This is a genomic window from Tessaracoccus sp. MC1679, assembly GCF_014164775.1.
In the GTDB taxonomy this organism is placed as follows: domain Bacteria; phylum Actinomycetota; class Actinomycetes; order Propionibacteriales; family Propionibacteriaceae; genus Arachnia.
On record NZ_JACJGB010000006.1, the window covers coordinates 275,804 to 301,186 of the forward strand.

Annotated in this window: 19 protein-coding genes and 1 tRNA gene; 4 read left to right on the plus strand and 16 right to left on the minus strand. The window is 67.2% G+C overall.

What is annotated here, in order from left to right; all coding sequences use genetic code 11:
- Positions 1–48: 48 nt before the first annotated feature.
- The 8 genes from tuf to rplJ form a co-directional block, all read right to left on the minus strand.
- Positions 49–1,242: an elongation factor Tu gene (gene tuf / locus H5398_RS11935; protein ID WP_182800141.1), complete on the minus strand. Its 1,194-nt coding sequence runs from the start codon at positions 1,240–1,242 to the stop codon at positions 49–51.
- Positions 1,243–1,458: 216 nt separating this feature from the next.
- Positions 1,459–3,543 carry an elongation factor G gene (fusA, locus tag H5398_RS11940; protein WP_370586118.1) on the minus strand — a complete coding sequence of 695 codons (2,085 nt, stop codon included), beginning with the start codon at positions 3,541–3,543 and terminating at the stop codon, positions 1,459–1,461.
- A gap of 69 nt (positions 3,544–3,612) precedes the next feature.
- The gene (gene rpsG, locus H5398_RS11945; protein WP_182782358.1) at positions 3,613–4,083 is read right to left on the minus strand and encodes a 30S ribosomal protein S7; all 471 of its coding nucleotides are present in this window, start codon (positions 4,081–4,083) and stop codon (positions 3,613–3,615) included.
- On the minus strand, positions 4,083–4,454 hold the full coding sequence (gene rpsL, locus H5398_RS11950; protein WP_077340453.1) for a 30S ribosomal protein S12: 372 nt from the start codon (positions 4,452–4,454) through the stop codon (positions 4,083–4,085). Before rpsL ends, rpsG begins: the two co-directional genes overlap by 1 nt.
- Positions 4,455–4,748: 294 nt before the next feature.
- Positions 4,749–8,687, minus strand: a complete 3,939-nt coding sequence (gene rpoC, locus H5398_RS11955; protein WP_182800142.1) for a DNA-directed RNA polymerase subunit beta' — start codon at positions 8,685–8,687, stop codon at positions 4,749–4,751.
- 105 nt (positions 8,688–8,792) lie between these two features.
- Positions 8,793–12,266, minus strand: coding sequence for a DNA-directed RNA polymerase subunit beta (rpoB, locus tag H5398_RS11960; protein WP_182782356.1), 3,474 nt, complete (start codon positions 12,264–12,266; stop codon positions 8,793–8,795).
- 306 nt (positions 12,267–12,572) lie between these two features.
- Positions 12,573–12,965 carry a 50S ribosomal protein L7/L12 gene (gene rplL / locus H5398_RS11965; protein ID WP_182800143.1) on the minus strand — a complete coding sequence of 131 codons (393 nt, stop codon included), beginning with the start codon at positions 12,963–12,965 and terminating at the stop codon, positions 12,573–12,575.
- Between the two features lie 54 nt (positions 12,966–13,019).
- Complete coding sequence (rplJ, locus tag H5398_RS11970; RefSeq protein WP_182800144.1) at positions 13,020–13,637, minus strand: 50S ribosomal protein L10; 618 nt, start codon at positions 13,635–13,637, stop codon at positions 13,020–13,022.
- A 349-nt stretch (positions 13,638–13,986) separates the two neighbouring features.
- Between rplJ and H5398_RS11975 the strand changes: the two genes are divergently transcribed.
- Genes H5398_RS11975 through H5398_RS11985 form a run of 3 tightly spaced genes read left to right on the plus strand, consistent with a single transcriptional unit; the run spans position 13,987 to position 16,603 of the window.
- Positions 13,987–14,892, plus strand: a complete 906-nt coding sequence (locus tag H5398_RS11975) for an ABC transporter substrate-binding protein (protein ID WP_182800145.1) — start codon at positions 13,987–13,989, stop codon at positions 14,890–14,892.
- A gap of 2 nt (positions 14,893–14,894) precedes the next feature.
- Positions 14,895–15,845, plus strand: a complete 951-nt coding sequence (locus tag H5398_RS11980; protein WP_182782352.1) for an amino acid ABC transporter permease — start codon at positions 14,895–14,897, stop codon at positions 15,843–15,845.
- Positions 15,846–15,850: 5 nt separating this feature from the next.
- Positions 15,851–16,603 carry an amino acid ABC transporter ATP-binding protein gene (locus tag H5398_RS11985; RefSeq protein WP_182782507.1) on the plus strand — a complete coding sequence of 251 codons (753 nt, stop codon included), beginning with the start codon at positions 15,851–15,853 and terminating at the stop codon, positions 16,601–16,603.
- 34 nt (positions 16,604–16,637) lie between these two features.
- Here the strand turns inward: H5398_RS11985 and H5398_RS11990 are convergent, their stop codons facing one another.
- The 8 genes from H5398_RS11990 to H5398_RS12025 form a co-directional block, all read right to left on the minus strand.
- Positions 16,638–17,393: an enoyl-CoA hydratase/isomerase family protein gene (locus tag H5398_RS11990; protein WP_182800146.1), complete on the minus strand. Its 756-nt coding sequence runs from the start codon at positions 17,391–17,393 to the stop codon at positions 16,638–16,640.
- Between the two features lie 77 nt (positions 17,394–17,470).
- The gene (rplA, locus tag H5398_RS11995) at positions 17,471–18,172 is read right to left on the minus strand and encodes a 50S ribosomal protein L1 (RefSeq protein WP_182782348.1); all 702 of its coding nucleotides are present in this window, start codon (positions 18,170–18,172) and stop codon (positions 17,471–17,473) included.
- Between the two features lie 95 nt (positions 18,173–18,267).
- Positions 18,268–18,696: a 50S ribosomal protein L11 gene (gene rplK / locus H5398_RS12000; protein WP_182800147.1), complete on the minus strand. Its 429-nt coding sequence runs from the start codon at positions 18,694–18,696 to the stop codon at positions 18,268–18,270.
- A gap of 56 nt (positions 18,697–18,752) precedes the next feature.
- Positions 18,753–19,553 (minus strand): transcription termination/antitermination protein NusG, encoded by an 801-nt coding sequence (gene nusG, locus H5398_RS12005; protein WP_182782346.1) that lies wholly within the window; start codon positions 19,551–19,553, stop codon positions 18,753–18,755.
- The gene (gene secE / locus H5398_RS17835; protein WP_370585706.1) at positions 19,550–20,077 is read right to left on the minus strand and encodes a preprotein translocase subunit SecE; all 528 of its coding nucleotides are present in this window, start codon (positions 20,075–20,077) and stop codon (positions 19,550–19,552) included. The genes nusG and secE overlap by 4 nt, the downstream gene beginning before the upstream one ends.
- A gap of 259 nt (positions 20,078–20,336) precedes the next feature.
- Positions 20,337–20,409, minus strand: a tRNA-Trp gene (locus H5398_RS12015).
- Positions 20,410–20,521: 112 nt separating this feature from the next.
- The gene (locus H5398_RS12020; protein WP_182800148.1) at positions 20,522–22,348 is read right to left on the minus strand and encodes an ABC transporter ATP-binding protein; all 1,827 of its coding nucleotides are present in this window, start codon (positions 22,346–22,348) and stop codon (positions 20,522–20,524) included.
- Positions 22,345–24,132 carry an ABC transporter ATP-binding protein gene (locus H5398_RS12025; RefSeq protein ID WP_182800149.1) on the minus strand — a complete coding sequence of 596 codons (1,788 nt, stop codon included), beginning with the start codon at positions 24,130–24,132 and terminating at the stop codon, positions 22,345–22,347. Before H5398_RS12025 ends, H5398_RS12020 begins: the two co-directional genes overlap by 4 nt.
- 53 nt (positions 24,133–24,185) lie before the next feature.
- Here H5398_RS12025 and H5398_RS12030 point away from each other — a divergent pair, with 53 nt between their 5' ends.
- Entirely contained in the window at positions 24,186–25,364 is a 1,179-nt protein-coding gene (locus H5398_RS12030; protein WP_182800150.1) for a M20 family metallopeptidase, read from the plus strand.
- Positions 25,365–25,383: the final 19 nt, after the last annotated feature.

Genomic DNA, 25,383 nt, shown 5'->3' on the forward strand with positions numbered 1-25,383 from the left:
CGTGCAGCGGAAAGCTGCACGGCCCTCGTCGGGCTTTTCAGGCCAAGATCACTTGAGGATCTTGACGACGTTGCCTGCACCCACGGTGCGGCCGCCCTCACGGATGGCGAACTTGAGGTTCTCCTCCATGGCGATCGGCTTGTTGAGGTGCACGGTCATCTCGGTGTTGTCACCAGGCATGACCATCTCGGTGCCGGCAGGCAGCTGGACGACCCCGGTCACGTCCGTGGTCCGGAAGTAGAACTGGGGGGAGTAGTTCGAGAAGAACGGCTTGTGACGGCCACCCTCCTCCTTCGCCAGCACGTAGACGTTGGCCTCGAAGTCCGTGTGGGGAGTGGTGGAACCGGGCTTGATGACAACCATGCCGCGCTCCACGTCTTCCTTCTTGGTGCCGCGAAGCAGAAGGCCGACGTTCTCGCCCGCGCGACCCTCGTCGAGGATCTTGCGGAACATCTCCACACCGGTGACCGTGGAGGACTGCTTGGTCTCACGGATGCCGATGATGTCGACCGTCTCGCCGGTCTTGACGATGCCGCGCTCGATGCGGCCGGTGATGACGGTGCCACGACCGGTGATCGTGAAGACGTCCTCGACGGGCATGAGGAAGGGCTTGTCGGTGTCGCGAGCAGGCTGCGGGATGTTCTCGTCGACGGCGTCCATGAGATCGAGGATCGTCTGGGCCCACTTCTCGTCGCCCTGGAGGGCGGGGAACGCGGCGACGCGGACGATCTTGGTGTCTTCGAATCCCTGAGCCGACAGGATCTCGTCGAGTTCCATCTCGACGAGCTCGATCAGGTCAGCGTCCGCGTCGTCGATCATGTCGCACTTGTTGAGGGCGACGACCATGGCGGGCACGCCGACCTGGCGGGCCAGGAGGATGTGCTCGTGGGTCTGAGCCATCGGGCCGTCGGTGGCGGCGACGACGAGGATCGCGCCATCCATCTGGGCCGCACCGGTGATCATGTTCTTGACGTAGTCGGCGTGCCCGGGGCAGTCGACGTGCGCGTAGTGGCGCTTCTCGGTCTGGTACTCGACGTGCGAGATGGAGATGGTGATACCGCGCTGACGCTCTTCGGGCGCCTTGTCGATCTGATCGAACGCCGACACAGCATTCCACTGCGGGTACTTTTCGTGGAGCACCTTCGTGATCGCCGCGGTCAGAGTGGTCTTGCCGTGGTCGACGTGTCCGATTGTGCCGATGTTGCAGTGCGGCTTAGTCCGCTCAAACTTGGCCTTTGCCACGAGGGCTCCTTCTTGGGATCTCGCCTCGCTGGTTGCGGGGCGTCGCTTATGGTTCCTCTAGAGAGGTCAGCATCTGAGCTTAGCGCCCAAACGCATACCTGACCAATCCTATAGGAGCCTGGTTCTCAGTCAAACCGGGCGAGGTGGACTCACCCGGAAACGGCGGATGGCCGGGGTCTCCCCCGGCCATCCGTTGTCGCAGCGCGTCGCAGAAGCTCACTCGCCCCCGCGGGACTTCGCGACGATCTCCTCGGAGATGAACTTCGGCGTCTCAGCGTAGGAGTCGAACTCCATCGAGTACGAGGCCTGACCCGAGGTCTTCGACCGCAGGTCACCCACGTAGCCGAACATCTCGGACAGCGGCACGAGGGCCCGCACCACGCGGTTGCCGTGCTGCTCATCCATGGCCTGGATGTGGCCGCGGCGCGAGTTGATGTCGCCGATGACCGTGCCCAGGTAGTCCTCCGGCGTGGTGACCTCGACCGCCATGATGGGCTCCAGGATCGCCGGGTCCGCCTTGCGGGCCGCCTCCTTGAACGCCATGGAGCCGGCCAGCTTGAAGGCGAGCTCCGAGGAGTCGACGTCGTGGTAGGCGCCGTCGGTGAGGGTCACCTTGATGTTGTCCACCGGGTAGCCGGCCAGGACGCCGAACTGCAGGGCATCCTTGACTCCGGCGTCCACCGCGGGGATGTACTCCCTGGGGATGCGTCCGCCGGTGACGGCGTTGACGAACTCGTAGCCCGAGCCCGGCTCCGTCGGCTCCAGGTCGATGATGACCCGCGCGAACTGACCCGACCCACCGGTCTGCTTCTTGTGGGTGTACTCGATCTTCTCCACCTTGCGGCGGAGCGTCTCGCGGTAGGCCACCTGCGGCTTGCCGATGTTGGCTTCGACCTTGAACTCGCGACGCATGCGGTCGATCAGCACATCGAGGTGCAGCTCGCCCATGCCCGCGATGATGGTCTGCCCGGTCTCCTCGTCCGTGTGCACACGGAAGGTGGGATCCTCCTCGGCCAGGCGCTGGATCGCGTGCGACAGCTTCTCCTGGTCCGACTTGGTCTTCGGCTCGATGGCCTGCTCGATGACGGGGTTCGGGAACGTCATCGACTCCAGCACGATCGGGTTCCCCGGATCACACAGGGTCTCTCCCGTGGTGGTGTCCTTGAGGCCCATGACCGCGCAGATCATGCCGGCGCCGATCTGGGGGATCTCCTCGCGCTTGTTGGCGTGCATCTGGTAGATCTTGCCGATGCGCTCCTTGCGGCCCTTGGTGGCGTTGAGCACCTGGGAGCCGGAGTGCAGGACACCGGAGTAGATGCGCACGAACGTCAGGCGCCCGAGGTGGGGATCAGCGGCCACCTTGAAGGCCAGGATCGACAGCGGCTCGTCGTCGGCGGGGTGACGCTCCATGCGGACCGTCTCGTCGTTGGGCTTGAACCCCTCGATGGCCGGCACGTCGAGCGGGGACGGCAGGTAGGCGTTGATGGAGTCGAGCAGGGGCTGGACGCCCTTGTTCTTGAACGACGACCCGCACACCACAGCGGTGAACGTGTTGGAGATGACGCCCTTGCGGACGGCCGCCTTGATCTGCGCGACCGTGGGCTCCTCGCCCTCCATGTAGAGCTCCATGATGTCGTCATCGACGTCAGCGATGCGCTCGATCAGGACGGCGTGGGCGGCCTCGGCGGCCTCCTTGAGGTCCGCGGGGATCTCCTCGACGGTGTAGTCCTCACCGATCGTGGTCTCGCCGTGCCAGGTGAGCGCACGCATCTCGACGAGGTCAACCACACCCAGGAAACCGCCCTCGGAGCCGATCGGGAGCTGAAGCAGCACCGGATCGGTGTTGAGGCGCTCCCGGATGGTCTTGACGCAGTGGTCGAACGACGCGCCCGTGCGGTCCAGCTTGTTGATGTAGCAGATGCGCGGCACACCGTACTTGGTGGCCTGACGCCACACCGTCATCGACTGCGGCTCAACGCCGGCCACGCCGTCGAACACCGCGACGGCGCCGTCGAGCACGCGGAGCGAACGCTCCACCTCGACGGTGAAGTCGACGTGCCCGGGCGTGTCGATGATGTTGATCAGGTGGTCCTTCCAGAAACAGGTCGTGGCGGCCGACGTGATCGTGATGCCGCGCTCCTGCTCCTGCTCCATCCAGTCCATCACGGCGCCGCCCTCATGAACCTCACCGATCTTGTAGGTCTTGCCGGTGTAGAACAAGATGCGCTCGGTGGTGGTGGTCTTGCCGGCGTCGATGTGCGCCATGATGCCGATGTTGCGAACCTTGGAAAGGTCGGTCACTGTGCAGTCCTTATGTCTCTGGGTAGTAGACGGTGAAGGCCCCCGGGGTTGAAACCCGGGGGCGACCGATCACCAGCGGTAGTGCGCGAAGGCGCGGTTGGCCTCGGCCATCTTGTGCGTGTCCTCGCGACGCTTCACCGAAGCACCGAGACCGTTGGAGGCGTCGAGGATCTCGTTCATGAGGCGCTCGGTCATCGTCTTCTCGCGACGGGCGCGGGAGAAGCTGACCAGCCAGCGCATCGCCAGCGTGTTCTGGCGGCCGGGCTTGACCTCGATCGGCACCTGGTAGGTGGCGCCGCCGACACGACGGGACTTCACCTCAATGGAGGGCCGGACGTTGTCCAGTGCGCGCTTGAGCGTCTGCACCGGATCCGTGCCCGTCTTGACACGGGTGCCCTCGAGGGCGTCGTAGACGATCGACTGCGCGATGGTCTTCTTGCCGTCGAGCAGAATCTTGCTCACCAGCTGAGAGACGAGCGGGGAGCCGTACACCGGGTCGATGGGGACCGGGCGCTTCGGGGCGGGACCCTTGCGTGGCATTACTTCTCCTTCTTCGCGCCGTAGCGGCTACGGGCCTGCTTGCGACCCTTGACACCCTGGGTGTCGAGCGAGCCGCGGATGATCTTGTAGCGCACACCGGGGAGGTCCTTCACGCGACCGCCGCGGACGAGCACCATCGAGTGCTCCTGCAGGTTGTGGCCGACGCCCGGAATGTAGGCGGTGACTTCGATGCCGGAGCTCAGGCGCACACGAGCGACCTTGCGCAGCGCGGAGTTCGGCTTCTTCGGGGTCGTGGTGTACACGCGGGTGCACACGCCGCGACGCTGGGGCGAGCCCTTCAACGCGGGCGTCTTGTTCTTCGAGACTTTGTCGGTGCGGCCCTTGCGGACCAGCTGCTGAATAGTTGGCACCTGTTGGTATCACTTTCGTTGTCTGGGTGGACGTTTGTCATCCCTGGCGCAACCCTTCGACGTGGGGCCGGGTCACCGTTTCCAACCTCACGACACATCGAGTTGCCGTGCGAACTCCGCACAGGTCTGGTCTCTTCGCAACGAATAAGAACGCCAGGATCATGCCAGGGCACGCACATATGGGCCCGAGCAACCGAGCACGCCCACTTAGGGTACTCCAGCGCCACACCATGGTCAAAAACGCGGCGGAGGGCCCCGGACTCTTCAGTCCAGGACCCTCCTCCGCTGGGAACGTCAGCGAAGCTCGCCGAAGTCCATCTCGTCGAGCGGGACGGCGGGGCCGACCACGTCAGAACCGAACGAGTAATCGTAGGGGTCGTAGCTCATCGTGAAGGCGCTGGCCCGCGCCTCCTCGGTGGGCTCCACCCGGATGTTGCGGTACCGCTCCAGGCCGGTGCCGGCCGGGATCAGCTTGCCGAGGATGACGTTCTCCTTGAGGCCCTTGAGCGTGTCGCTCTTGCCCTGGATCGCGGCATCGGTGAGGACCTTGGTCGTCTCCTGGAAGGAGGCGGCCGACAGCCACGACTCGGTGGCCAGGGAGGCCTTGGTGATGCCCATGAGCACCGGACGACCCTCAGCGGGCTTGGCGCCCTCGGTCAGCGCCTGACGGTTGGCCGCCTCGTAGGACGCGCGGTCCACGAGCTCGCCCGGCATCATCGAGGTCTCGCCCGAGTCGATGACCGTCACCCGGCGCAACATCTGCCGGATGATGATCTCGATGTGCTTGTCGTGGATGGGGGCGCCCTGCGTGCGGTACACACGCTGGACCTCCTGCACCAGGTGCTCCTGCACCTTGCGCAGCCCACGCACGCGGAGCACGTCCTGGGGATCCACCTGGCCCGCGGTCAGCTGCTGACCGATGGTCACGTGCACGCCGTCCTCGATGTGGGTCCGGTGGCCGGAGTGGTCCTCGAACTCCAGGCGTGCGCGGCGCGCGACCGGGTACTCGAGATCCTCGCCGCCGTCGTCACGCACGATGACGATCTTGCGGCTCCGGTCCCCATCCTCGATCCGCACCACGCCGTCGGCCTCGGTGATCGGGGCCTTGCCCTTGGGCTGACGGGCCTCGAACAGCTCGGTGACGCGCGGAAGACCCTGCGTGATGTCGTCTCCAGCCACACCACCGGTGTGGAAGGTACGCATCGTCAGCTGGGTGCCGGGCTCGCCGATGGACTGCGCCGCGACGATGCCGATGGCCTCGCCGACGTCGACGATCTTGCCCGATGCCAGCGAACGGCCGTAGCACATGGCGCACGTGCCCACCGCGGACTCACACGTGAGGACGGAGCGGACCTTGACCTCGGTCACGCCTGCCTGCACCAGGGTGTGGATCTCCTCGTCGCCCAGGTCGGTGCCGGCCTTGACCAGCACCTCCCCCTTCGCGTCGAGCGCGTCGACCGCGAGGGAACGGGCATAGACGGCCGTCTCCACCTCGTTCGACATCTCCACCGTGGCGCCCTCGGCGAACGGCTCCGCGGCGATTGCCACCGGCCTGCCGTTCTCCCCGACGCCCGGCTTGGTCCACTTCGCGATCGGCCGGATGAGGCCACGCTCGGTGCCGCAGTCCTCCTCGCGGACGATGACATCCTGCGACACGTCCACCAGACGACGGGTCAGGTAGCCCGAGTCCGCGGTCCGCAGGGCGGTGTCCGCCTGACCCTTACGTCCACCGTGGGTGGAGATGAAGTACTCGAGAACCGACAGGCCCTCACGGAAGTTGGACTTGATCGGGCGGGCGATGATGTCGCCCTTCGGGTTGGCCACCAGACCTCGCATGGCGGCGATCTGACGCATCTGCGTCATGTTTCCGCGGGCCCCGGAGTCCACCATCATGAAGATGGGGTTGTCCTTGGTGAAGTTGGCCTTCATCGCCTCGGTCAGCTCGGCCGTGGCGTCGGTCCAGATCGCGATGAGCTCCTGACGGCGCTCATCCTCGGTCACGGTACCGCGCTCGTAGAGCTTGTCGATCTTGGCTGCGCGGGTCTCGTATCCTTCCAGGATCTGAGCCTTCTGCGGCGGGGTCTGGACGTCCCCGATCGACACCGTCACCCCGGAGCGCGTGGCCCACTGGAAGCCCAGGTCCTTGAGGTTGTCCAGCGCGGCGGCCACGACCACCTTCGGGTAGCGCTCGGCCAGCTCGTTGACGATGCCGCCGAGAACCTTCTTGCCCACCACTTCGTTCACGAAGGCGAAGTCGTCCGGGAGCGCCTCGTTGAAGAGCGCCCGGCCCAGCGTGGTCTCCACGATGATCGAGCCGTCGGCGCGGGGCGTCGAGCCCTCGACGACGACGCCGGTGAGGCGGATCCTGATGTTCGAGCCGATGGACAGGTGACCACGGTCGAACGCCATGATGGCCTCGGCCAGGGACGAGAATGTCCGACCCTCGCCCGCCCCCGGACGCACCAGCGTCAGGAAGTAGTGGCCGATGATCATGTCCTGCGTGGGCATGGTCACGGGTCGGCCGTCGGCCGGCTTCAGGATGTTGTTGGTCGAGAGCATCAGGATGCGGGCTTCGGCCTGGGCCTCCACCGACAACGGGAGGTGCACGGCCATCTGGTCGCCGTCGAAGTCCGCGTTGAACGCGGTGCACACCAACGGGTGGATCTGGATGGCCTTGCCCTCGATCAGCTGGGGCTCGAAGGCCTGGATGCCGAGGCGGTGCAGCGTCGGTGCGCGGTTCAGCAGCACCGGGTGTTCGGCGATGACCTCTTCCAGCACGTCCCACACGACGGGGCGCTGGCGCTCCACCATCCGCTTGGCGGCCTTGATGTTCTGGGCGTGGTTGAGATCATCCAGGCGCTTCATGACGAAGGGCTTGAACAGCTCCAACGCCATGGCCTTGGGCAGACCGCACTGGTGCAGCTTCAGCTGCGGGCCCACCACGATCACGGAACGGCCCGAGTAGTCCACGCGCTTGCCGAGCAGGTTCTGGCGGAACCGGCCCTGCTTGCCCTTGAGCATGTCGGAGATCGACTTCAGCGGGCGGTTGCCCGGCCCCGTGACTGGACGGCCGCGACGGCCGTTGTCGAACAGGGAGTCCACGGCCTCCTGCAGCATGCGCTTCTCGTTGTTGACGATGATCTCGGGCGCGCCGAGATCCAGGAGGCGCTTGAGCCGGTTGTTGCGGTTGATCACGCGACGGTAGAGGTCGTTGAGATCGGAGGTGGCGAAGCGGCCGCCGTCGAGCTGCACCATCGGGCGCAGGTCCGGGGGGATCACCGGGACCACGTCGAGCACCATGGCCGACGGGTGGTTCTGGCCGGACAGGAACGCCGCGACGACCTTGAGGCGCTTGAGCGCCCGGGTCTTGCGCTGGCCCTTGCCGGTGGCGATGGTCTCGCGCAGCGACACGGACTCGGCCTGGAGGTCGAAGGACTGGAGGCGCTTCTGGATGGCCTCGGCGCCCATCGATCCCTCGAAGTACTTGCTGAAGCGCTTCTTCATCTCGCGGTAGAGCATCTCGTCGCCCTCGAGGTCCTGGACCTTGAGGGTCTTGAAGCGCTGCCACACCTCGTCGATGCGGTCCAGCTGACGCTGCGAGCGGGTGCGGATCTGACCGGCCTCGCGCTCGGCCGCTTCGCGGACCTTGCGCTTGATGTCCGCCTTCGCGCCCTCTGACTCGAGCTGGGCGAGGTCCTCCTCCAGCTTGCGCATGCGCGCCTCGATGTCGGCGTCGCGGCGGGTGGCGACCTGCTTGGTCTCCACCTCCACCTTCGCCTGCAGAGACGCGAGGTCCCGGTGACGGGCCTCCTCGTCGACGGCGGTGATCATGTGCGCCGCGAAGTAGATGACCTTCTCCAGGTCCTTCGGGGCGATGTCCAGCAGGTAGCCGAGCCTGCTGGGGACACCCTTGAAGTACCAGATGTGCGTGACGGGGGCGGCCAGCTCGACGTGCCCCATCCGGTCGCGGCGCACGTTGGAGCGTGTCACCTCGACGCCACAGCGCTCGCAGATGATGCCCTTGAACCGCACCCGCTTGTACTTGCCGCAGTAGCACTCCCAGTCCCGGGTGGGACCGAAGATCTTCTCGCAGAAGAGGCCGTCGCGCTCAGGCTTCAGCGTGCGGTAGTTGATGGTCTCCGGCTTCTTGACCTCGCCGTGCGACCATTCGCGGATTTGGTCGGCGCTCGCGAGACCGATCCGCAGCTCGTCATAGAAGTTCACGTCCAGCACGTTGCTTCTCTTTCCCCTACGCGTGACGCGTAGGCGCTGTTTCGATGTGAGTCTGAGGTGTTGATTCGGACCGTGTCAGGCCCGAGGGGTGACTGAGCGCAACACTCAGACTTCACCGACGTCCATGAAGTTGTCGCTTCCGGGACGGCGACCGAGATCGATGCCGAAATCCTCCGCCGAGCGGAGATCATCCTCGGAATCGCGCAGGTCGATGACCCGACCGTCGTCCGAGAGGACCTCCACGTTCAGGCAGAGCGACTTCATCTCCTTGACCAGAACCTTGAACGACTCCGGGATACCCGGCTCCGGGATGTTCTCGCCCTTGACGATGGCCTCGTAGACCTTCACGCGGCCGGGGACGTCGTCGGACTTGATGGTCAGCAGCTCCTGGAGTGCCCAGGCGGCGCCGTAGGCCTCGAGGGCCCACACCTCCATCTCGCCGAATCGCTGTCCGCCGAACTGGGCCTTACCGCCCAGCGGCTGCTGCGTGATCATCGAGTACGGGCCGGTGGAGCGGGCGTGGATCTTGTCGTCGACGAGGTGGTGGAGCTTGAGCATGTACATGTAGCCCACGCCCACCTTCTCCGGGTAGGGCTCGCCGGAGCGGCCGTCGAACAGGCGCGCCTTGCCGCCGGAGTCCACGAGGCGTTCGCCGTCACGGGTGGTCAGCGAGTTGGCCAGCAACCCGCCGATCTCCGATTCGTTGGCGCCGTCGAAGACGGGGGTGGCCACCTTCGCGTTGCCCTCCATGCGGCCGAGGCCGACGTCGCGCAGACGCTCCGCCCATTCCTCCTGGACGTCCGTGACGTCCCAGCCGGTCTTGGCGATCCACCCGAGGTGGTTCTCAAGCACCTGCCCGATGTTCATCCGGGAGGGCACGCCGAGGGGGTTGAGCACGATGTCGACCGGGGTGCCGTCCTCCATGAACGGCATGTCCTCGATGGGGAGGATCTTCGAGATGACGCCCTTGTTACCGTGGCGTCCGGCGAGCTTGTCGCCGTCGGAGATCTTCCTCTTCTGCGCCACGTGGACGCGCACCAGCTCGTTGACGCCGGGGGGGAGCTCGTCGTCGTCCTCACGGTTGAACACGCGCACCGCGATGACGGTGCCGGACTCGCCGTGGGGAACCTTGAGGGACGTGTCGCGCACCTCGCGGGCCTTCTCGCCGAAGATGGCGCGCAGCAGGCGCTCTTCCGGCGTCAGCTCGGTCTCACCCTTCGGAGTGACCTTGCCCACCAGGACGTCTCCGGCCGAGACCTCGGCGCCGATGCGCACGATGCCCCGCTCGTCGAGGTCCGCCAGCATCTCGTCCGAGACGTTGGGGATCTCGCGGGTGATCTCCTCCGCGCCCAGCTTGGTGTCGCGGGCGTCCACCTCGTGCTCCTCGATGTGGATCGAGGTCAGCACATCGTCCTGGACGATGCGCTGGGACAGGATGATGGCGTCCTCGTAGTTGAGGCCCTCCCACGGCATGAACGCCACAAGGAGGTTCTTCCCCAGTGCCAGCTCGCCCTGATCCGTGCAGGGGCCGTCTGCCAGCGGGGTGCCCACCTCGACACGGTCCCCCGGCTTCACCAGCGGGCGCTGGTTGATGCAGGTGCCGGCGTTGGAGCGCACGAACTTGTCCAGCTTGTAGGACTGGTAGGTGCCGTCGTCGTTGGTGATCTCGAGGAGATCCGCAGACACGGAGCTGACCACACCCGGCTTCTTCGCAAGCGTCACGTCACCGACGTCCACCGCGGCACGGTACTCCATGCCGGTGCCGACGATGGGGGCCTCGTTGCGGATCAGCGGCACGGCCTGGCGCTGCATGTTGGCACCCATGAGTGCGCGGGACGCATCGTCGTGCTCGAGGAACGGGATGAGCGCCGTGGCGATGGAGACCATCTGCCGCGGGGACACGTCCATGTACTCCACATCGGAGGCGTGGATCTGGTCCACGTCGCCGTGCTTGATGCGCACGAGGACGCTCTCCTCCGTCAGGCGGCCGGACTGATCGACATGGGCGTTGGCCTGCGCGATCGAGTAGCGGTCCTCCTCATCGGCGGTGAGGTAGTCGATCTGGTCGGTGACCATGCCGTCGACGACCTTGCGGTACGGGGTCTCGATGAAGCCGAAGGCGTTGACCCGGGCGAACGAGGCCAGCGAGCCGATGAGGCCGATGTTGGGGCCTTCAGGGGTCTCGATGGGGCACATGCGGCCGTAGTGCGACGGGTGGACGTCACGGACCTCCATGCCGGCGCGGTCACGGGAGAGTCCGCCGGGGCCCAGCGCCGAGAGCCGGCGCTTGTGGGTGAGGCCGGCCAGCGGGTTGTTCTGGTCCATGAACTGCGACAGCTGCGAGGTGCCGAAGAACTCCTTGAGCGCAGCGGTCACCGGGCGGATGTTGATCAGGGTCTGGGGCGTGATGGCCTCAATGTCCTGGGTGGTCATCCGGTCCCGGACGACCCGCTCCATGCGGCCGAGGCCGGTGCGCAGCTGATTCTGGATCAGCTCGCCCACGGTGCGGAGGCGGCGGTTGCCGAAGTGGTCGATGTCGTCGGCCTCCACCTGGAGGTCTCCGAGCGTCTCGCGGTGCTCGTGCAGGGCCACGATGTAGCGGATGGCGCCGACGATGTCGTCGAGGGTCAGGACCTGCTGGTCGTACGGCAGATCGAGGCCCAGCTTCTTGTTGATCTTGTACCGACCGACCTTGGCGGTGTCGTACCGCTTGGGGTTGAAGTAGTAGTTGTCCAACAGCGCCTGAGCCGCGTCACGCGCCGGCGGTTCGCCCGGGCGCAGCTTGCGGTAGATGTCCAGGAGCGCCTCGTCCTGGGTCTTGACGGAGTCCTTCTCCAGCGTCAGGCGCATGGACTCGTACTCGCCGAACTCCTCGAGGATCTTGTCCTCGGACCAGCCGAGGGCCTTGAGTAGAACGGTCACGTTCTGCTTGCGCTTGCGGTCCAGGCGCACGAACACCATGTCGCGCTTGTCGATCTCGAACTCAAGCCAGGCGCCGCGCGACGGGATCACCTTGCAGGAGAAGATGTCCTTGTCAGAAGTCTTGTCGGGGGTCTGCTCGAAGTACACGCCCGGCGAGCGGACGAGCTGGGAGACCACGACGCGCTCGGTGCCGTTGATGATGAAGGTGCCGCGGTCCGTCATCAGGGGGAAGTCCCCGATGAAGACGGTCTGGCTCTTGATCTCGCCCGTGTCGTTGTTGACGAACTCGGCGGTGACGAAGAGGGGCGCGGCGTAGGTGACGTCGCGGTCCTTGCACTCCTCGATGGTCCACTTCGGGGACTCGAAGCGGTGGTCGCGGAACGAGAGCGACATCGTCTCGTTGAAGTCCTCGATGGGCGAGATCTCGGCGAACATCTCCTCCAGTCCGGACCGGGTGTTGACGTCGGTGCGGCCGGCGGCCAACTGGTCCGCGACCCTCCTCTGCCAGGCGTCGTTTCCGATCAGCCAGTTATAGGCGTCAATCTGCAAATCCAGGAGGTTTGGGACCTCGAGCGGCTCATGAATCTTCGCGAAGGAGATTCGGCCGGTGGATGAGACGACATTGGTGTTCTTCAACGCAGAGCGCGAGGCGGCCAAGATTCGGTCCTTCCAAGAACGCTTGAAGCAGGTTTTCCGTGCATGGCGAAATTCCCGTGTCAAATCACGGGCGCAACGCATAGCTGGGCAAACAACCACTATAGAGCAAGATGCACAGGACGGCAACTACCGCAGGCCTCACGGGCCCTGCGGTCGACTTCGATCCACGGTGATCTCTTCTGATCCTGATGATAGCGGGCGGGGCGCGGGGCGCAACCCTCAGCCCCGGGCATCCGGAGCCGGGGACGCGCAACGGCCCGCCCCCACTGGGGACGGGCCGTGTGCCGAGCTGAGCCGGGGCTCAGATCACTTGAGCTCGACGCTGCCGCCGGCGGCCTCGAGGGCCTCCTTGGCCTTGGCAGCGGTCTCCTTGTCGACCTGCTCCAGGACGGCCTTGGGGGCGCCCTCGACGAGGTCCTTGGCCTCCTTCAGGCCGAGCGAGGTCAGCGCGCGGACCTCCTTGATGACGGCGATCTTCTTGTCGCCGCCGGCGGTCAGGATGACGTCGACCTTGTCCGAGACAGCCTCTTCCTCACCGGCGTCGTCGCCGCCAGCGGCGGGGGCGGCAGCGGCGACGGCGACCGGCGCGGCAGCGGTGACACCGAAGGTGTCCTCGAAGATCTTCACGAACTCAGAGAGCTCGATGAGGGTCATCTCCTTGAAGGCGTCAAGGAGCTCGTCAGTGGTGAGCTTCGCCATGGTGGGCGTTCCTTTCGTTGAAAAAACTGTGATCGCAGCGGGTGCTGCAACGGATCACTCCGCAGCGTCAGCTGCAACGGGTGCCGCATCAGCGGCGGGGGTGTCGTCCGTGGCTTCGGCGGCCGGCGCGGAGCCGGTGCCACCGATCAGGGAGGGGTTGGCCTCGGCAGCGGTCTGCAGAGCACCGAACAGACGGGCGCCCTGCGACAGCGGGGCGGCCAGCATGTAAGCGGCCTTGGCCAGGTTGGCCTGCATTGCGCCGGCCATCTTGGCCAGCAGGACCTCGCGGGACTCGAGGTCCGCGAGCTTCAGCACGGCCTGCGCGTCGAGGAACTTGCCCTCGAGCACACCACCCTTGATTGCCAGAGACGGATGTGCCTTTGCGAAGTCACGCAGCCCCTTGGTGGCGGCGGCGATGTCACCGTTGACGAACGCGATGGCGGTGGGGCCGGTGAGGGTACCTTCGATGCCCTCGATACCGGCTTCCTTGGCCGCGATCGCCGCAAGGGTGTTCTTCGCAACGGCGTAGGTGGCGTTCTCACCGAGGGATCGACGAAGTGTCTTCAGATCCTTGACGGTGAGACCGCGATACTCGGTGAGAACTGCCGCCGCAGAGTTACTGAACTGCTCAGTGAGGTCTGCGACCTTGGCAGCCTTGTCCGGCCTCGCCATGTGGTCTCCTTCCGGTGAAACATCCGCCCTCCACCCGGGTGGGCGGAAGGAGGGCCGAAGCCCCGCCGACGCAAAAAACGCCCCGACGCCGGCGGCGCGGGGCGATCCGAGGGACTCGGGAAGCTGATCACGTACACCTGCGCGGGAGCCTTGCGGCGTTATGGCTGGGGAGCCACCTGCGGTCTTCGGCCTGACGAACTATACCCAGCCCCATCCGGAGCCCCAAATCGACCGGGTCGGCGGCGGCGGGCCGGGCACCAGGTCCCACCGTCGGAGGGCGGTGGCGGGCCGCGCGGGAGCGTGCATTAACCTCTAGACCTTGAAGAGAGCAATTCCTGGAAGGACCCTCATGCGTCGCATTCTCGCCGCCGGCCTGCTGGCCACCCTCGCCGTGAGCGCCTGCAGCGCCCCGGCCACCACCGAGTCCGAATCAGGGTCCACGGACTCCTCAGACCGCACCCACGACGTCTCCGGTGTCGCGAAGGTCGACGACCTCGCCGCCCTCCTGCCGGCGGAGATCCGCGACAGGGGAACCCTGACGATCGGCGCCGCCATCGACTACGCCCCCGCGGAGTTCCGGGCCGAAGACCTCACCACGGCCATCGGCTACGACGTCGACCTCGGCAAGGCCATCGGCCGGGTACTCGGCGTCGAGACCGAAGTGGTCGACGGCGAGTTCGCCTCCCTGCTGCCGGGCATCGGCACCAAGTACGACATCGGCATCTCGTCGTTCACCGTCACGGAGGAGCGCACCGCCAACTTCACGATGATCTCCTACATCACGGTGGGCTCCAGCTTCGCGGTGAAGTCGGGCAACCCGGACGGGTTCAACCCCGACGAGCTGTGCGGGCAGACCATCGGCGTCCAGACCGGCACCTGGCAGGAGGAGGAGCTCGCCGCGTTCACCGAGGCCTGCGAGGCCGACGGCAACGAGCCGATCGAGGTCCTCCCCTACGCCAAGCAGTCCGACGTCACCACGAACCTGGTCGGCGGCAAGGTCGCGGCGTTCTACGCGGACTCGACGGTGGCCTCCTACGCCGTCGCGCTCACCAACGACCAGCTCGAGGTCGTGGGCGGGGTCCGCGACGCTGCCCCGCAGGGCATCGTCGTGGCCCAGGACGACGCCGAGCTCACCGCGGCCATCCAGGGCGCCGTCCAGCATCTGATGGACGACGGCACCTGGGGCGACATCCTGGACAGCTGGGGCGTGACCGACGCGGCGCTTGAGACCGCCGAGATCCACTCGCAGGCCTGAGCATGCCTCCGCCCACGCCGGAGCTGATCCGCGCCCGCCCCGTCCCCAGGCCAAGCCTGTGGCTCTGGGCGGGCATCATCCTGGTGCTCCTGGCCATGCTGATCCATGGCCTGCTGACCAACCCCAACTACCGCTGGGACGTGGTCGCCGGGCATCTGCTTGACCCGCGGATCCTCTCCGGCATGGGCTGGACCCTGCTCCTCACCGTCGGCGCAATGGCGCTGGGCATCACGCTCGCGGTCACCACCGCCATCATGCGGATGGGCACCAATCCGATCCTCCGCGGCGTCGCCTGGGTCTACATCTGGTTCTTCCGGGGCACGCCCGTCTACACCCAACTGGTGTTCTGGGGCCTGTTGCCGGTGCTGTATCCCAGGCTCAGCCTGGGCATCCCCTTCGGGCCCGAGTTCTTCGAGTTCACCACCCAGGACGTGATCAACGCGGGTGTCGCGGCCGTCCTCGGGCTCGGCCTCAACGAGGGCGCCTACCTGTCCGAGATCGTGCGCTCTGGCCTCAACTCGGTGGACAAGGGGCAGTGGGAGGCGTCCACTGCACTGGGGATGAGGCGCTCGACGACGTTGCGCCGGATCATCATTCCGCAGGCCATGCGCGTCATCGTGCCCCCCACGGGCAACGAGACCATCTCCATGCTGAAGACCACCTCACTGGTGCTGGCGGTCCCCTTCAGCCTGGAGCTCACCTTCGTCACCAACGCGATCGGCAACCGGAACTTCCTCCCGGTCCCCCTGCTCATCGTCGCCGCGATCTACTACCTCGTGGTCACGTCCATCCTGATGGTCGGGCAGTCCTACCTGGAGGCGTACTACGGCCGGGGCTTCGACACGGACACCACCTCGCGGCAGAAGCCCGCCAAGGCCATGTCCAAGCGGCAACAGGCCATCCTCGCCTCGGGCACCGTCCACGCCGACCCCAACCAGGAGGTGACCCCGTGACCGCCATGGTGGAGGCCAGGGCCGTGCACAAGCTGTTCGGCGACCTGCACGTGCTCAAGGGCGTGGATCTCACCGTGGAACGGGGCGAGGTGTGCGTGATCCTGGGCCCGTCGGGCTCCGGGAAGTCCACCCTCATCCGCTGCATCAACGAACTGGAGCAGATCAGCGCCGGCCGCATGTACGTCGACGGTGAGCTGATGGGCCTGCGTGAGGTCAACGGACGCCTGCACCGCCTGGGCGACAAGGAGATCGCCGCCCAACGCGCCAAGGTGGGCATGGTGTTCCAGCGGTTCAACCTCTTCCCGCACATGACCGCAGTGGAGAACGTGATGGAGGCGCCGCGCCAGGTGCGCAAGCTGGCCGGTGCGGAGGCCGAGAGGCTGGCCCGCGCCCAGCTCGAGCGCGTCGGGCTCTCGGACCGCGCCGAGCACTACCCGTCGCAGCTCTCCGGCGGTCAGCAGCAGCGCGTCGCGATCGCCAGGGCGCTGGCCATGGAACCGGAACTGATGCTCTTCGACGAACCCACCTCCGCGCTGGACCCCGAGCTGGTCGGCGAGGTCCTCGCCGTCATGCAGGCGCTGGCCGCAAGCGGCATGACCATGATCGTGGTCACCCACGAGGTGGGCTTCGCCCGCGAGGTAGCGGACCAGGTGGTCTTCATGGACGACGGCATCATCGTCGAACGGGGGGCGCCGGCGCAGGTCATCGACGCCCCGGAGCAGCAGCGCACGAGGGACTTCTTCGCCAAGGTCCTCTGAGGCCCTGAGGCCCACCCGCCAAGGCCGACCAGGCTCACTCGGGCCGCCACGTGAACCGCGCGGGCCGGCGCTCACGGAAGGCGGCGATCCCCTCGGGAAGGTCGGGGCCCGAGTTGGCACGTTGGACCCAGGAGATGGCGGTCTCGGCGCCGAGGTCGCGGGCCACGAGGCCGTCGACGATCTCCTTGGATGCGCGCAGGGTCAGCTGTGAGAGCCCCGCCATGCGCTCCCCCATCACGATCGCCGTCTCCAGCGCCTGGCCACCCTCCACGACGGCATTGAGGAGCCCGACCGAGAGCGCGCGCTGCGCGTCGAGGCGGGCGGCGGTGAACAGCATCTCCTTGGTCACCGCCGGGCCCATGAGGTGGATCATCCGCTGAGTGGCGGAGACCGGGTAGACGATGCCCAGGGTGGCCGGCGGCACCGAGAAGGTCGCCGAGTCCCCCGCGACCCGGAGGTCGCAGCCGACGGCGAGCTCGAGCCCTCCGCCGAAACAGGCGCCCTCGATGGCGGCGATGACGGGCTTGGGGCTCCGGGCCAGAGCCAGCTCCGCGTTGATGGGGCCCTCGGCGTGATGGAGTTCGTCGAGGCCACTGATGTCCGAGCCCGCGCAGAAAGTGCCACCGGCGCCGGTCAGCACCACGACCGCGACCTCCGGGTCCGCGTCCAGGCCCCGCATCAGTGTGGGAATCCTTCGCCACATGTCGTCGGTCATGGCGTTGCGCTTGCCGGTGTTGTTCAACGTGATGACGGCGATGCTGCCCTGGCGGTGGAGGTCGACGGTGGCCATGGCCCCATCCTGTCACCGGAGACAGCCAACGGGGCGGGCGCCGTGATGGCGCCCGCCCCGTTGGGCAGTGGTGTGTCTCAGTCCTCGGCGGGCTTGGTGACCGTGATGTCGACGAGCACGCTGGGGCTCATGGTGCCCGACACCGCGATCTTGCGGAGGTAGCGGCCCTTCGACGCCGAAGGCTTGAGCCGCATGATCTCCTCGATCACCGAGAAGTAGTTGTCGATGAGCTGCTGCTCGCCGAAGGACGCCTTCCCGATGATGAACTGGAGATTGGCGTGCCGGTCCACGCGGAACTCGATCTTGCCGCCCTTGATCTCGGAGACGGCCTTGGCCACGTCCATGGTGACGGTGCCCGTCTTCGGGTTCGGCATCAGGCCGCGGGGGCCCAGGACGCGGCCGAGGCGGCCGACCTTGCCCATCAGATCCGGGGTGGCCACGACGGCGTCGAAGTCCAGGTAGCCGCCGGCCACCTTCTCGATGAGCTCGTCGGTGCCGACCTCGTCGGCTCCAGCGGCGCGCGCGGCGTCAGCCTTGTCACCGGCAGCGAAGACGAGGACCCGAGCCGTCTTGCCAGTGCCGTGGGGAAGGTTGACCGTGCCGCGGACCATCTGGTCTGCCTTACGGGGATCGACGCCCAGACGGACGGCGACGTCGATGGTCTCGTCGAACTTCGCCGACGCCATCTCCTTGATGAGGCGGAGCGCCTCCTGCGGGCTGTAGGCCTGCTCCTCGTTGCGCTTCTCCGCGGAGGCGCGGTAAGCCTTGCTGTGCTTCATGCTGGTTCCTTCAATTCAGCCGGCCTCGTGGGGCCGGTCGACCAGTTCTGGTGTGGGGAGCACTCCCCTGCCAGGGTTTGTGTGTGGGTGGCAGATCAGTCGACGGTGACGCCCATGGAGCGGGCGGTGCCTTCCACGATCTTCATGGCGGCCGCGACGTCGTTTGCGTTGAGGTCCGGCAGCTTGGTGGTGGCGATCTCGCGGACCTGGTCCTTGGTGATCTTCGCCACCTTGGTGGTGAGCGGGTTCGCGGAACCACTCTTGATCCCGGCGGCCTTCTTGATCAGCTCGGCGGCGGGCGGCGTCTTCGTGATGAAGGTGAACGTGCGGTCCTCGTAGATGGTGATCTCGACGGGGATGACGTTGCCGCGCTGGGACTCCGTGGCGGCGTTGTACGCCTTCACGAACTCCATGATGTTGACGCCGTGCGGACCGAGGGCGGTACCGACCGGAGGTGCGGGCGTGGCAGAGCCAGCCTGCAGGGCGACCTTGACGAGGGCCGCTACCTTCTTCTTGGGAGGCATGGGGGTCCTTTACCTATGTGGATGGATGAGCCCGCGAGCGGGCGCAACGCACAATCTTAGACGACTTTCTCGACCTGCTTGAACTCGAGGTCGACGGGGGTCTCACGCCCGAGGATCTCGACCAGCGCGATGATCCGCTGGTTGTTCGGATTGATCTCGGTGATCGTGGCGTGCACACCCGTGAAGGGGCCGTCGGTCACCATGACGGAGTCGCCGACTGCAAAGTCGACAACTTCGACCTTCTTCCTCCGCGCCACCGCCGCGCCCGCCTGGGCGGCGTTCACGGTGGCGATGACGGAGGGAGTCAGCATATTGAGGACCTCGTCGATCGAGAGCGCCACCGGCTGCTGTCCGTGGCCGACGAAGCCGGTGACCGACGGGGTCTGACGCACGACGCTCCACGAGTCGTCGGTCAGCTCCATCCGGATGAGGACGTAGCCCGGCAGGACGCACCGTGTAACGGTCTTGCGTGCGTTGTTGCGGATCTCGACGACCTCTTCGGTGGGCACGACCGTCTCGAAGATGTACTCCTCCATGTTGAGGCTCTGCGCACGGGAGTCCACGTTCTGCTTGACGCGGTTCTCCATGCCGGAGTACGTGTGGATGACGTACCACTCGCCGTACTTCGACTCGAGCTCGGCGCGCAGCTCGCTGAGCGCGACCGCCAGGGCGTCGTCGGCGGCGGCGTCCCCGTCCGGGTCCTCCGACGGCTCGTCGGCCAACAGGACGGGTTCTTCCTCGGCCTCGACGTCCTCGGCGAACCCGCCGAGGTCGATCTCCACCTCGTCGGAGGCCGTCTCCTCGGGGCCGCCGAGGTCGATCTCGAAGTCGAGGTCGGAATTGTCAGAATCTGTCATGCGTTGCTCCCAAAGATCTGCAGAAGAAACCAGCCGAACGCGAGGTCCAGCAGTCCCACGATGAGGATCATGATGAGCACGAAGACGAGCACCGCGCCGAACATGGTCACCAGTTGCGGCCAGGTGGGCCACACCACTTTCTTGAGCTCCCCGGCGGACTGCCGGACGAACTCGGCCGGGTTGCCGGCCCGGTAGGGGTCTTCATCCTCGGCCAACGCGGCGTTCCGCTTGCGGGTGGGGGCGTCCTTGCGAACCGGCGCCTTGGCGGTGCGCCGCTGGATGACCGGCGTCTGTGAGGCCTCCGGGTCCGCCGCGAACTCGCGTTCGTGCTCCGAGATCACCTCGTCATCAGAGGGCGCCGGCCCCTGGCCGAGCGTCACGTCCTCGTCCGCGGCGATAGCCGCGGCTTCCGCCTCTGCGAGCGCCTCCCCGTCGGAGACGACCTCGTCGGCGTCGAGCGCATCAGGGCCCCCGGACACGACTTCCTCGTTGTCCGGTTCCGCGTCGTGCGACTTGTCGCTCACCGCTGGACTTCCCTTCGCTCTAACAAACAAAATGCCTCACCGACAACGCGTGTCGGTAGGCGTGCGAGGCGACCTGAATCGATGGCTGCCTGGGGGAATCACTGATCAATCATGTTCTGGCTGCGGCGCACCGGACCGGGCGATCTGGCACCCCTCCATCTGGATATGGACGTCAAGTCCACGCACCAGATGTAGTGGCACCACCTCATCCCGTCCGGCGCGTCCTCGCCGAGAACAGCATTGATCAGTGGTTCCCCAGCAGGGCAGGAGGGACTCGAACCCCCAACCTGCGGTTTTGGAGACCGCTGCTCTGCCAATTGAGCTACTACCCTGTGACGGTTCACCCACCTGGACGGAGGGTGCATTTGAGCACGCTTCGACCTTGGCAACTTAAACCGGCCTGCCCCACTATATGCGCTTTGGCATCGGGACGCGAACCAGCCGTCACGCCAACGACGCCATCCAGGCGCGGTGCAGGTCCGCGTAGCGACCCTCGCTGCCCACCAGCTCAGAGGGCTCCCCGTCCTCGACCACCCTCCCGTGCTGGAGGACCAGCACGCGGTCTGCGATCTCCACCGTCGAGAGGCGGTGGGCGATGATGATCGCCGTCCGATCGGCCAGGATGGTTCCGAGCGCCCGCTGCACGAGCCGCTCGGTGGGCACGTCCAGCGACGACGTTGCCTCATCGAGGATGAGGACCCGCGGGTCGGCGAGGACCACCCGCGCGAACGCGACCAGCTGCCGCTGCCCAGCCGAGAGCCGCGAGCCGCGCTTGCCCGTGTCCGTGTCGTAGCCCGCCGCCATGTCCTGGATGAACGTGTGCGCCCCCACGGCCCGGGCTGCGGCCACGACCTCCTCCCGCGTGGCGTCCGGGCGGCCGAAGGCGATGTTGTCTGCCACAGAGCCCGCGAAGATGAAGTTCTCCTGCGTCAGGAGCGTCACGTGCCGGCGCAGCGTGACGTCGTCGAGCGCCCGCAGGTCCACCCCGTCGAGGGTCACGACGCCCGCCTGGGGGTCGTAGAAGCGTGCGATCAGCTTGGCGATGGTGGTCTTGCCTGCGCCCGTGGTGCCGACGAGTGCCACCGTCTGCCCGGCCGGGATGGCGAGGGTCAGGCCGGGCAACACCGTGGCGCCCTCGATGTAGGAGAAGTCCACGCCGTCGAAGGCCACCTCGCCGCGCGCCTCGGGCATCGGCACCGGATGCTCGGGGTCCCGCACGTCAGGCTCCTCGGCCATCACGCTGGAGACCTTCTCCAGCGCGGTCAACGCCGACTGGAGGGACGAGATGAACTGGCCGAGGTCCTGCATGGGATCGAAGAACATGCGGACGTAGAGCACGAACGCGGCCAGCGTCCCGACGGTCAGCTCGTCGGCGAGGGCCATGTAGCCGCCCACCGTCACCACCACGACCACGCCGACGTGGCCGACGAACTGGATGCCGGGCATGGCGCGGGCGAACACGCGCAGCGCAGTGGTGTTGGCGTCGCGGTACTGCAGCGCGACGGCCTCGAAGATCTCCCGCGACCGGGGCTCCCGACGGAACGCCTGGACGGCCTTGATCCCGGTCATCGTCTCGATGAACTGGACGATGACCACCGCCGACAGGGTCCGGACGTGCCGGAACGCCCGGGTGGAGGCCTTGGCGAACCACCGCATGATCAGCCACAGGAGCGGATAGGTGGCGAACGCCACCAGCGCGAGCCGCCAATCCAGCAGCAGCAGGATGACGGTGGAGCCGACGATGGTGAGCAGCGCCGCCACGACGACGTCCAGGCCCTGGAGGACCAGTTCCTGCACGGCCTCCACGTCGCTCGTCATCCTCGACACGGCGCGACCGGAGGTGTACCGGTCGTGGAAGCCCACGCTCAGGCGCTGGAACTTCGCGTACAGCCTCCGGCGAAGCGTGAGAAGGAGCTCGTTGCCGATCACGCCGGACTTCCGCAGGAAGAACGCGCGGGAGGTCACCTGAACGACGATGGCTCCGATCATCACGCCCAACAGCGTGAGGAGGGTGGATGATTCACCCCCCTGCATCGCGGGGATCCCATCGTCCAGCACGCGCTGCACGATGATGGGCACGACGAGACGGGCCATGGATTCCAGCACCACCACGGCGATCAGCACCGCGCCCCAGCGCCGGTACGGGCGGACCAGGTCCGCGAGCAGCCGGCGGCTCGCGGGCCGCAGCGCCACCGTCGAGTCCGACTCCTCGGCGATGTCCTGCTTGACCCCGCGCCAGTCCTCGAGTGCCGTGTCCTGGGTGTCGCTCATCGGGCCACCTCCTCTGCCAGTTCGGGCTCGATGCTGTAGTCGGCCGACAGCAGCTCGCGGTACTCGGGGACAGTGGCCAGGAGCTCCTGGTGCGTGCCGACATGGGCGATCCGACCCTCCACCAACATCGCGACGCGGTCGGCGATGAGCACCGTGGATGCGCGGTGGGCCACGACAACCCCGGTGACGCCGGTGAGGGTGGAGGTGAGGGCCGCCTCGACCTCCGCCTCCGTGTGGATATCCAGCGCGCTCAGGGTGTCGTCGAGGACGAGGACCTTGGGCCGGACAAGGATGGCGCGCGCCAGGGCGAGCCGCTGCCGCTGCCCGCCGGACAGGCTGAGCCCCTGCTCCCCCAGCCTGGTCTCCAGGCCCCACGGCAGGTCGTAGACGAACTCGGCGGAGGCCACCCGCACCGCGTCGGCGATGTCGTCAGCGGTGGCGTCGGGGCGGCCGAGGGTGAGGTTCTCGCGTGCCGACATCGAGAACAGGATGGGGTCCTCGAAGGCGGTGGCCACCAGGGAGCGCAGCTGGGTGAGCTCCAACTCGCGGATGTCGATCCCGTCGAGCAGGATGGCGCCGCCGGTCACGTCCTGAAGGCGCGGGATGAGTGAGACGATGGTGGACTTGCCCGACCCTGTGCCGCCCACCAGGGCCACCGTCTCGCCAGGGGCGATATCGAGGGTGACGCCTGAGAGGGTCGGGGTGTCCGAGTCGTCGAATCTGAAGGAGACGTCCCGCAGGCTGAGCGCGCCGCGTGGGTTCGCCAGGCGGCGGGTGCCGGAGACGATGGTGACGGGGGCGTCGAAGACCTCGCAGACGCGGTCCGCGGCGGTCTGGGCCTCCCGCATGAAGGACAGCAGGAAGCCGAGTGATCCAACGGGCCAGGCCAGCGACAGCAGCAGGGTCACGAACGCCACCACCTCGCCGAGGGTGAGCAGACCCTGCGCCGAGGCGACGGCGGCGCCACCGAGCACCATCACCAGCAGCACCGACGGGAACACCTCGAGCAGCGTCCACAACACCGAGGCGAGGCGCATGCGACGGACACCGGAGTCCCGAAGCAGGACGGCCCGACGGTCGAAGCCGCGGAACGCGAAGGGGACCCGCCCGAAGGACCGGATCACGCGGACGCCGTGCAGCGCCTCCTCGGCCGTGGACGCGACGTCGCCCGTGCGGTCCTGCACCTCCCGCGACACCAGGCCGAAGCGATGGACCAGCGAGGTGGTCACCGCCACCACGGGGAGCACGGTGACCAGCACAGCCACGCCCAACGGCCAGTGCATGGCCACCATGATGGACACCACCACGACGATCTGCACGGTGTTCATCAGCAGCATGAGGACGCCGAAGGACATGAACCGTCTGAGCAGCCCGAGGTCGCTCATGATCCGCGAGAGCAGCTGGCCCGACTCCCACCGCTTGTGGAAGCCGAGTTGGAGCGCCTGGAGCTTGTCGAACAGGTCCAGCCGGAGGTTCGCCTCCAGCGCCGACGTGGCGCGCGTCATCATCCACCGACGCAGCAGGTTGACCCCCGCGTCGACCGCCCCGGCCACCAGGATCAGCATCGCGTAGAGCGCCACCCCCCAGCCGTCGCGGCCCGCGATGGGCCCGTCGACGATGCGACCGAGCAGGAGGGGGATGAACACCGCCATCGCCACGCCCAGCGGAGCCAACGCCAGGGCGAGCGCGAACTGCCGCCAGAAGGGGCGCAGGTAGGGAAACAGCCGCAGCAGACTGGAGCGCCGGGGCGCGGCGGGACGAAGGGTGGTGGGGGGCTGGGGCACCACGACAGGCTACTCCGGTCCCGATCAAGGGTTCCCGACTAGACTCCGTGGCTATGACATCGCCCCTGCTCAGCGCCCTCGTCGAGGGCATCGATCGGGCACTCCCGGACGCGGCGGCGCTGCGCCGCGCCATTCACGCCGAGCCTCATCTGAGCGGCGAGGAGGAACCCACCCGCGACACTTTCGTGCGCGCCGCGGAGTGGACGCACTGGACCCACGTGGCCCATACCGGGGCATGGGCGCGGCTGGGCCCTCCCGGCCCTTCCATCGGGCTCCGCGCCGAGCTCGACGCGCTGCCGGTCACGGAATCAACGGGGATCGAGTGGGAGTCACGCAGGCCAGGCGTCATGCACGCCTGCGGGCACGACGTGCATCTCGGCGCCCTGTGGGCCCTGATCACCGCGGCACGCGGCCTGGAGCTTCCGGTCGGCATGGTGCCCATCCTGCAACCGCGCGAGGAGATCACTCCCCCGGGCGCGAGCGACGTGGTGGCCTCCGGCCTGCTCGACGACCAGGAGGTCGAGGCCATGGTCGGGGTCCACGTCCAGCCTGAAGTGGACCGCGGCGTCGTGTCCACCGGCGCCGGCGCCGTCAACGCCGCCTACGACGAGTTCGAGATCGTGGTGCGCGGGCGGCCCGGCCACGGGGCCTATCCGCACGTGGCCATCGACCCCATCACCACGCTGGCCAGCATCGTGACCGCCGTCTCAGGCCTCCCGAACCGGATCATCGATCCCACGCACCCCACGGTCGTGTCGATCGGCCAGATCTCCGGCGGGACGGCCCCCAACATCATCGCCGACGAGGCCCGCTGCCGCGGCACCATCCGCACCTACTCCGACGAGGATCGGGCCCTGCTGCACGAGGCCATCGCCCGGACCGCCGACGCGGTGGCGCTCGCCCGGGGCGCCGCCGCGGCCACCCGCTTCGTGCACGGCGGGCCGGCGCTGGTCAACGATCCCGGGCTGGTGCGGCGGCTGGATCCCACCCTCTCTTCGCTGGGGATCACGGTGGCGGAGACGCCGTTCCGGTCCTGCGGCTCGGATGACTTCGGGGAGTACGGCCTGGCCACCGCCTCGGTGATGTGCTTCATCGGCACCGGCCGGGTCGACGGCGTGGGGCTGCACCATGGCGCCTTCCTCCCGGGCCGCGACGCGCTGAGGTTGGCGGCGCACACCCTGGCGGCCGGCTATGTGGCCGCCGCCGAGACGGTGCTGGGGCGGCGCGACTGACCCGCGCCCCGCTCATCCC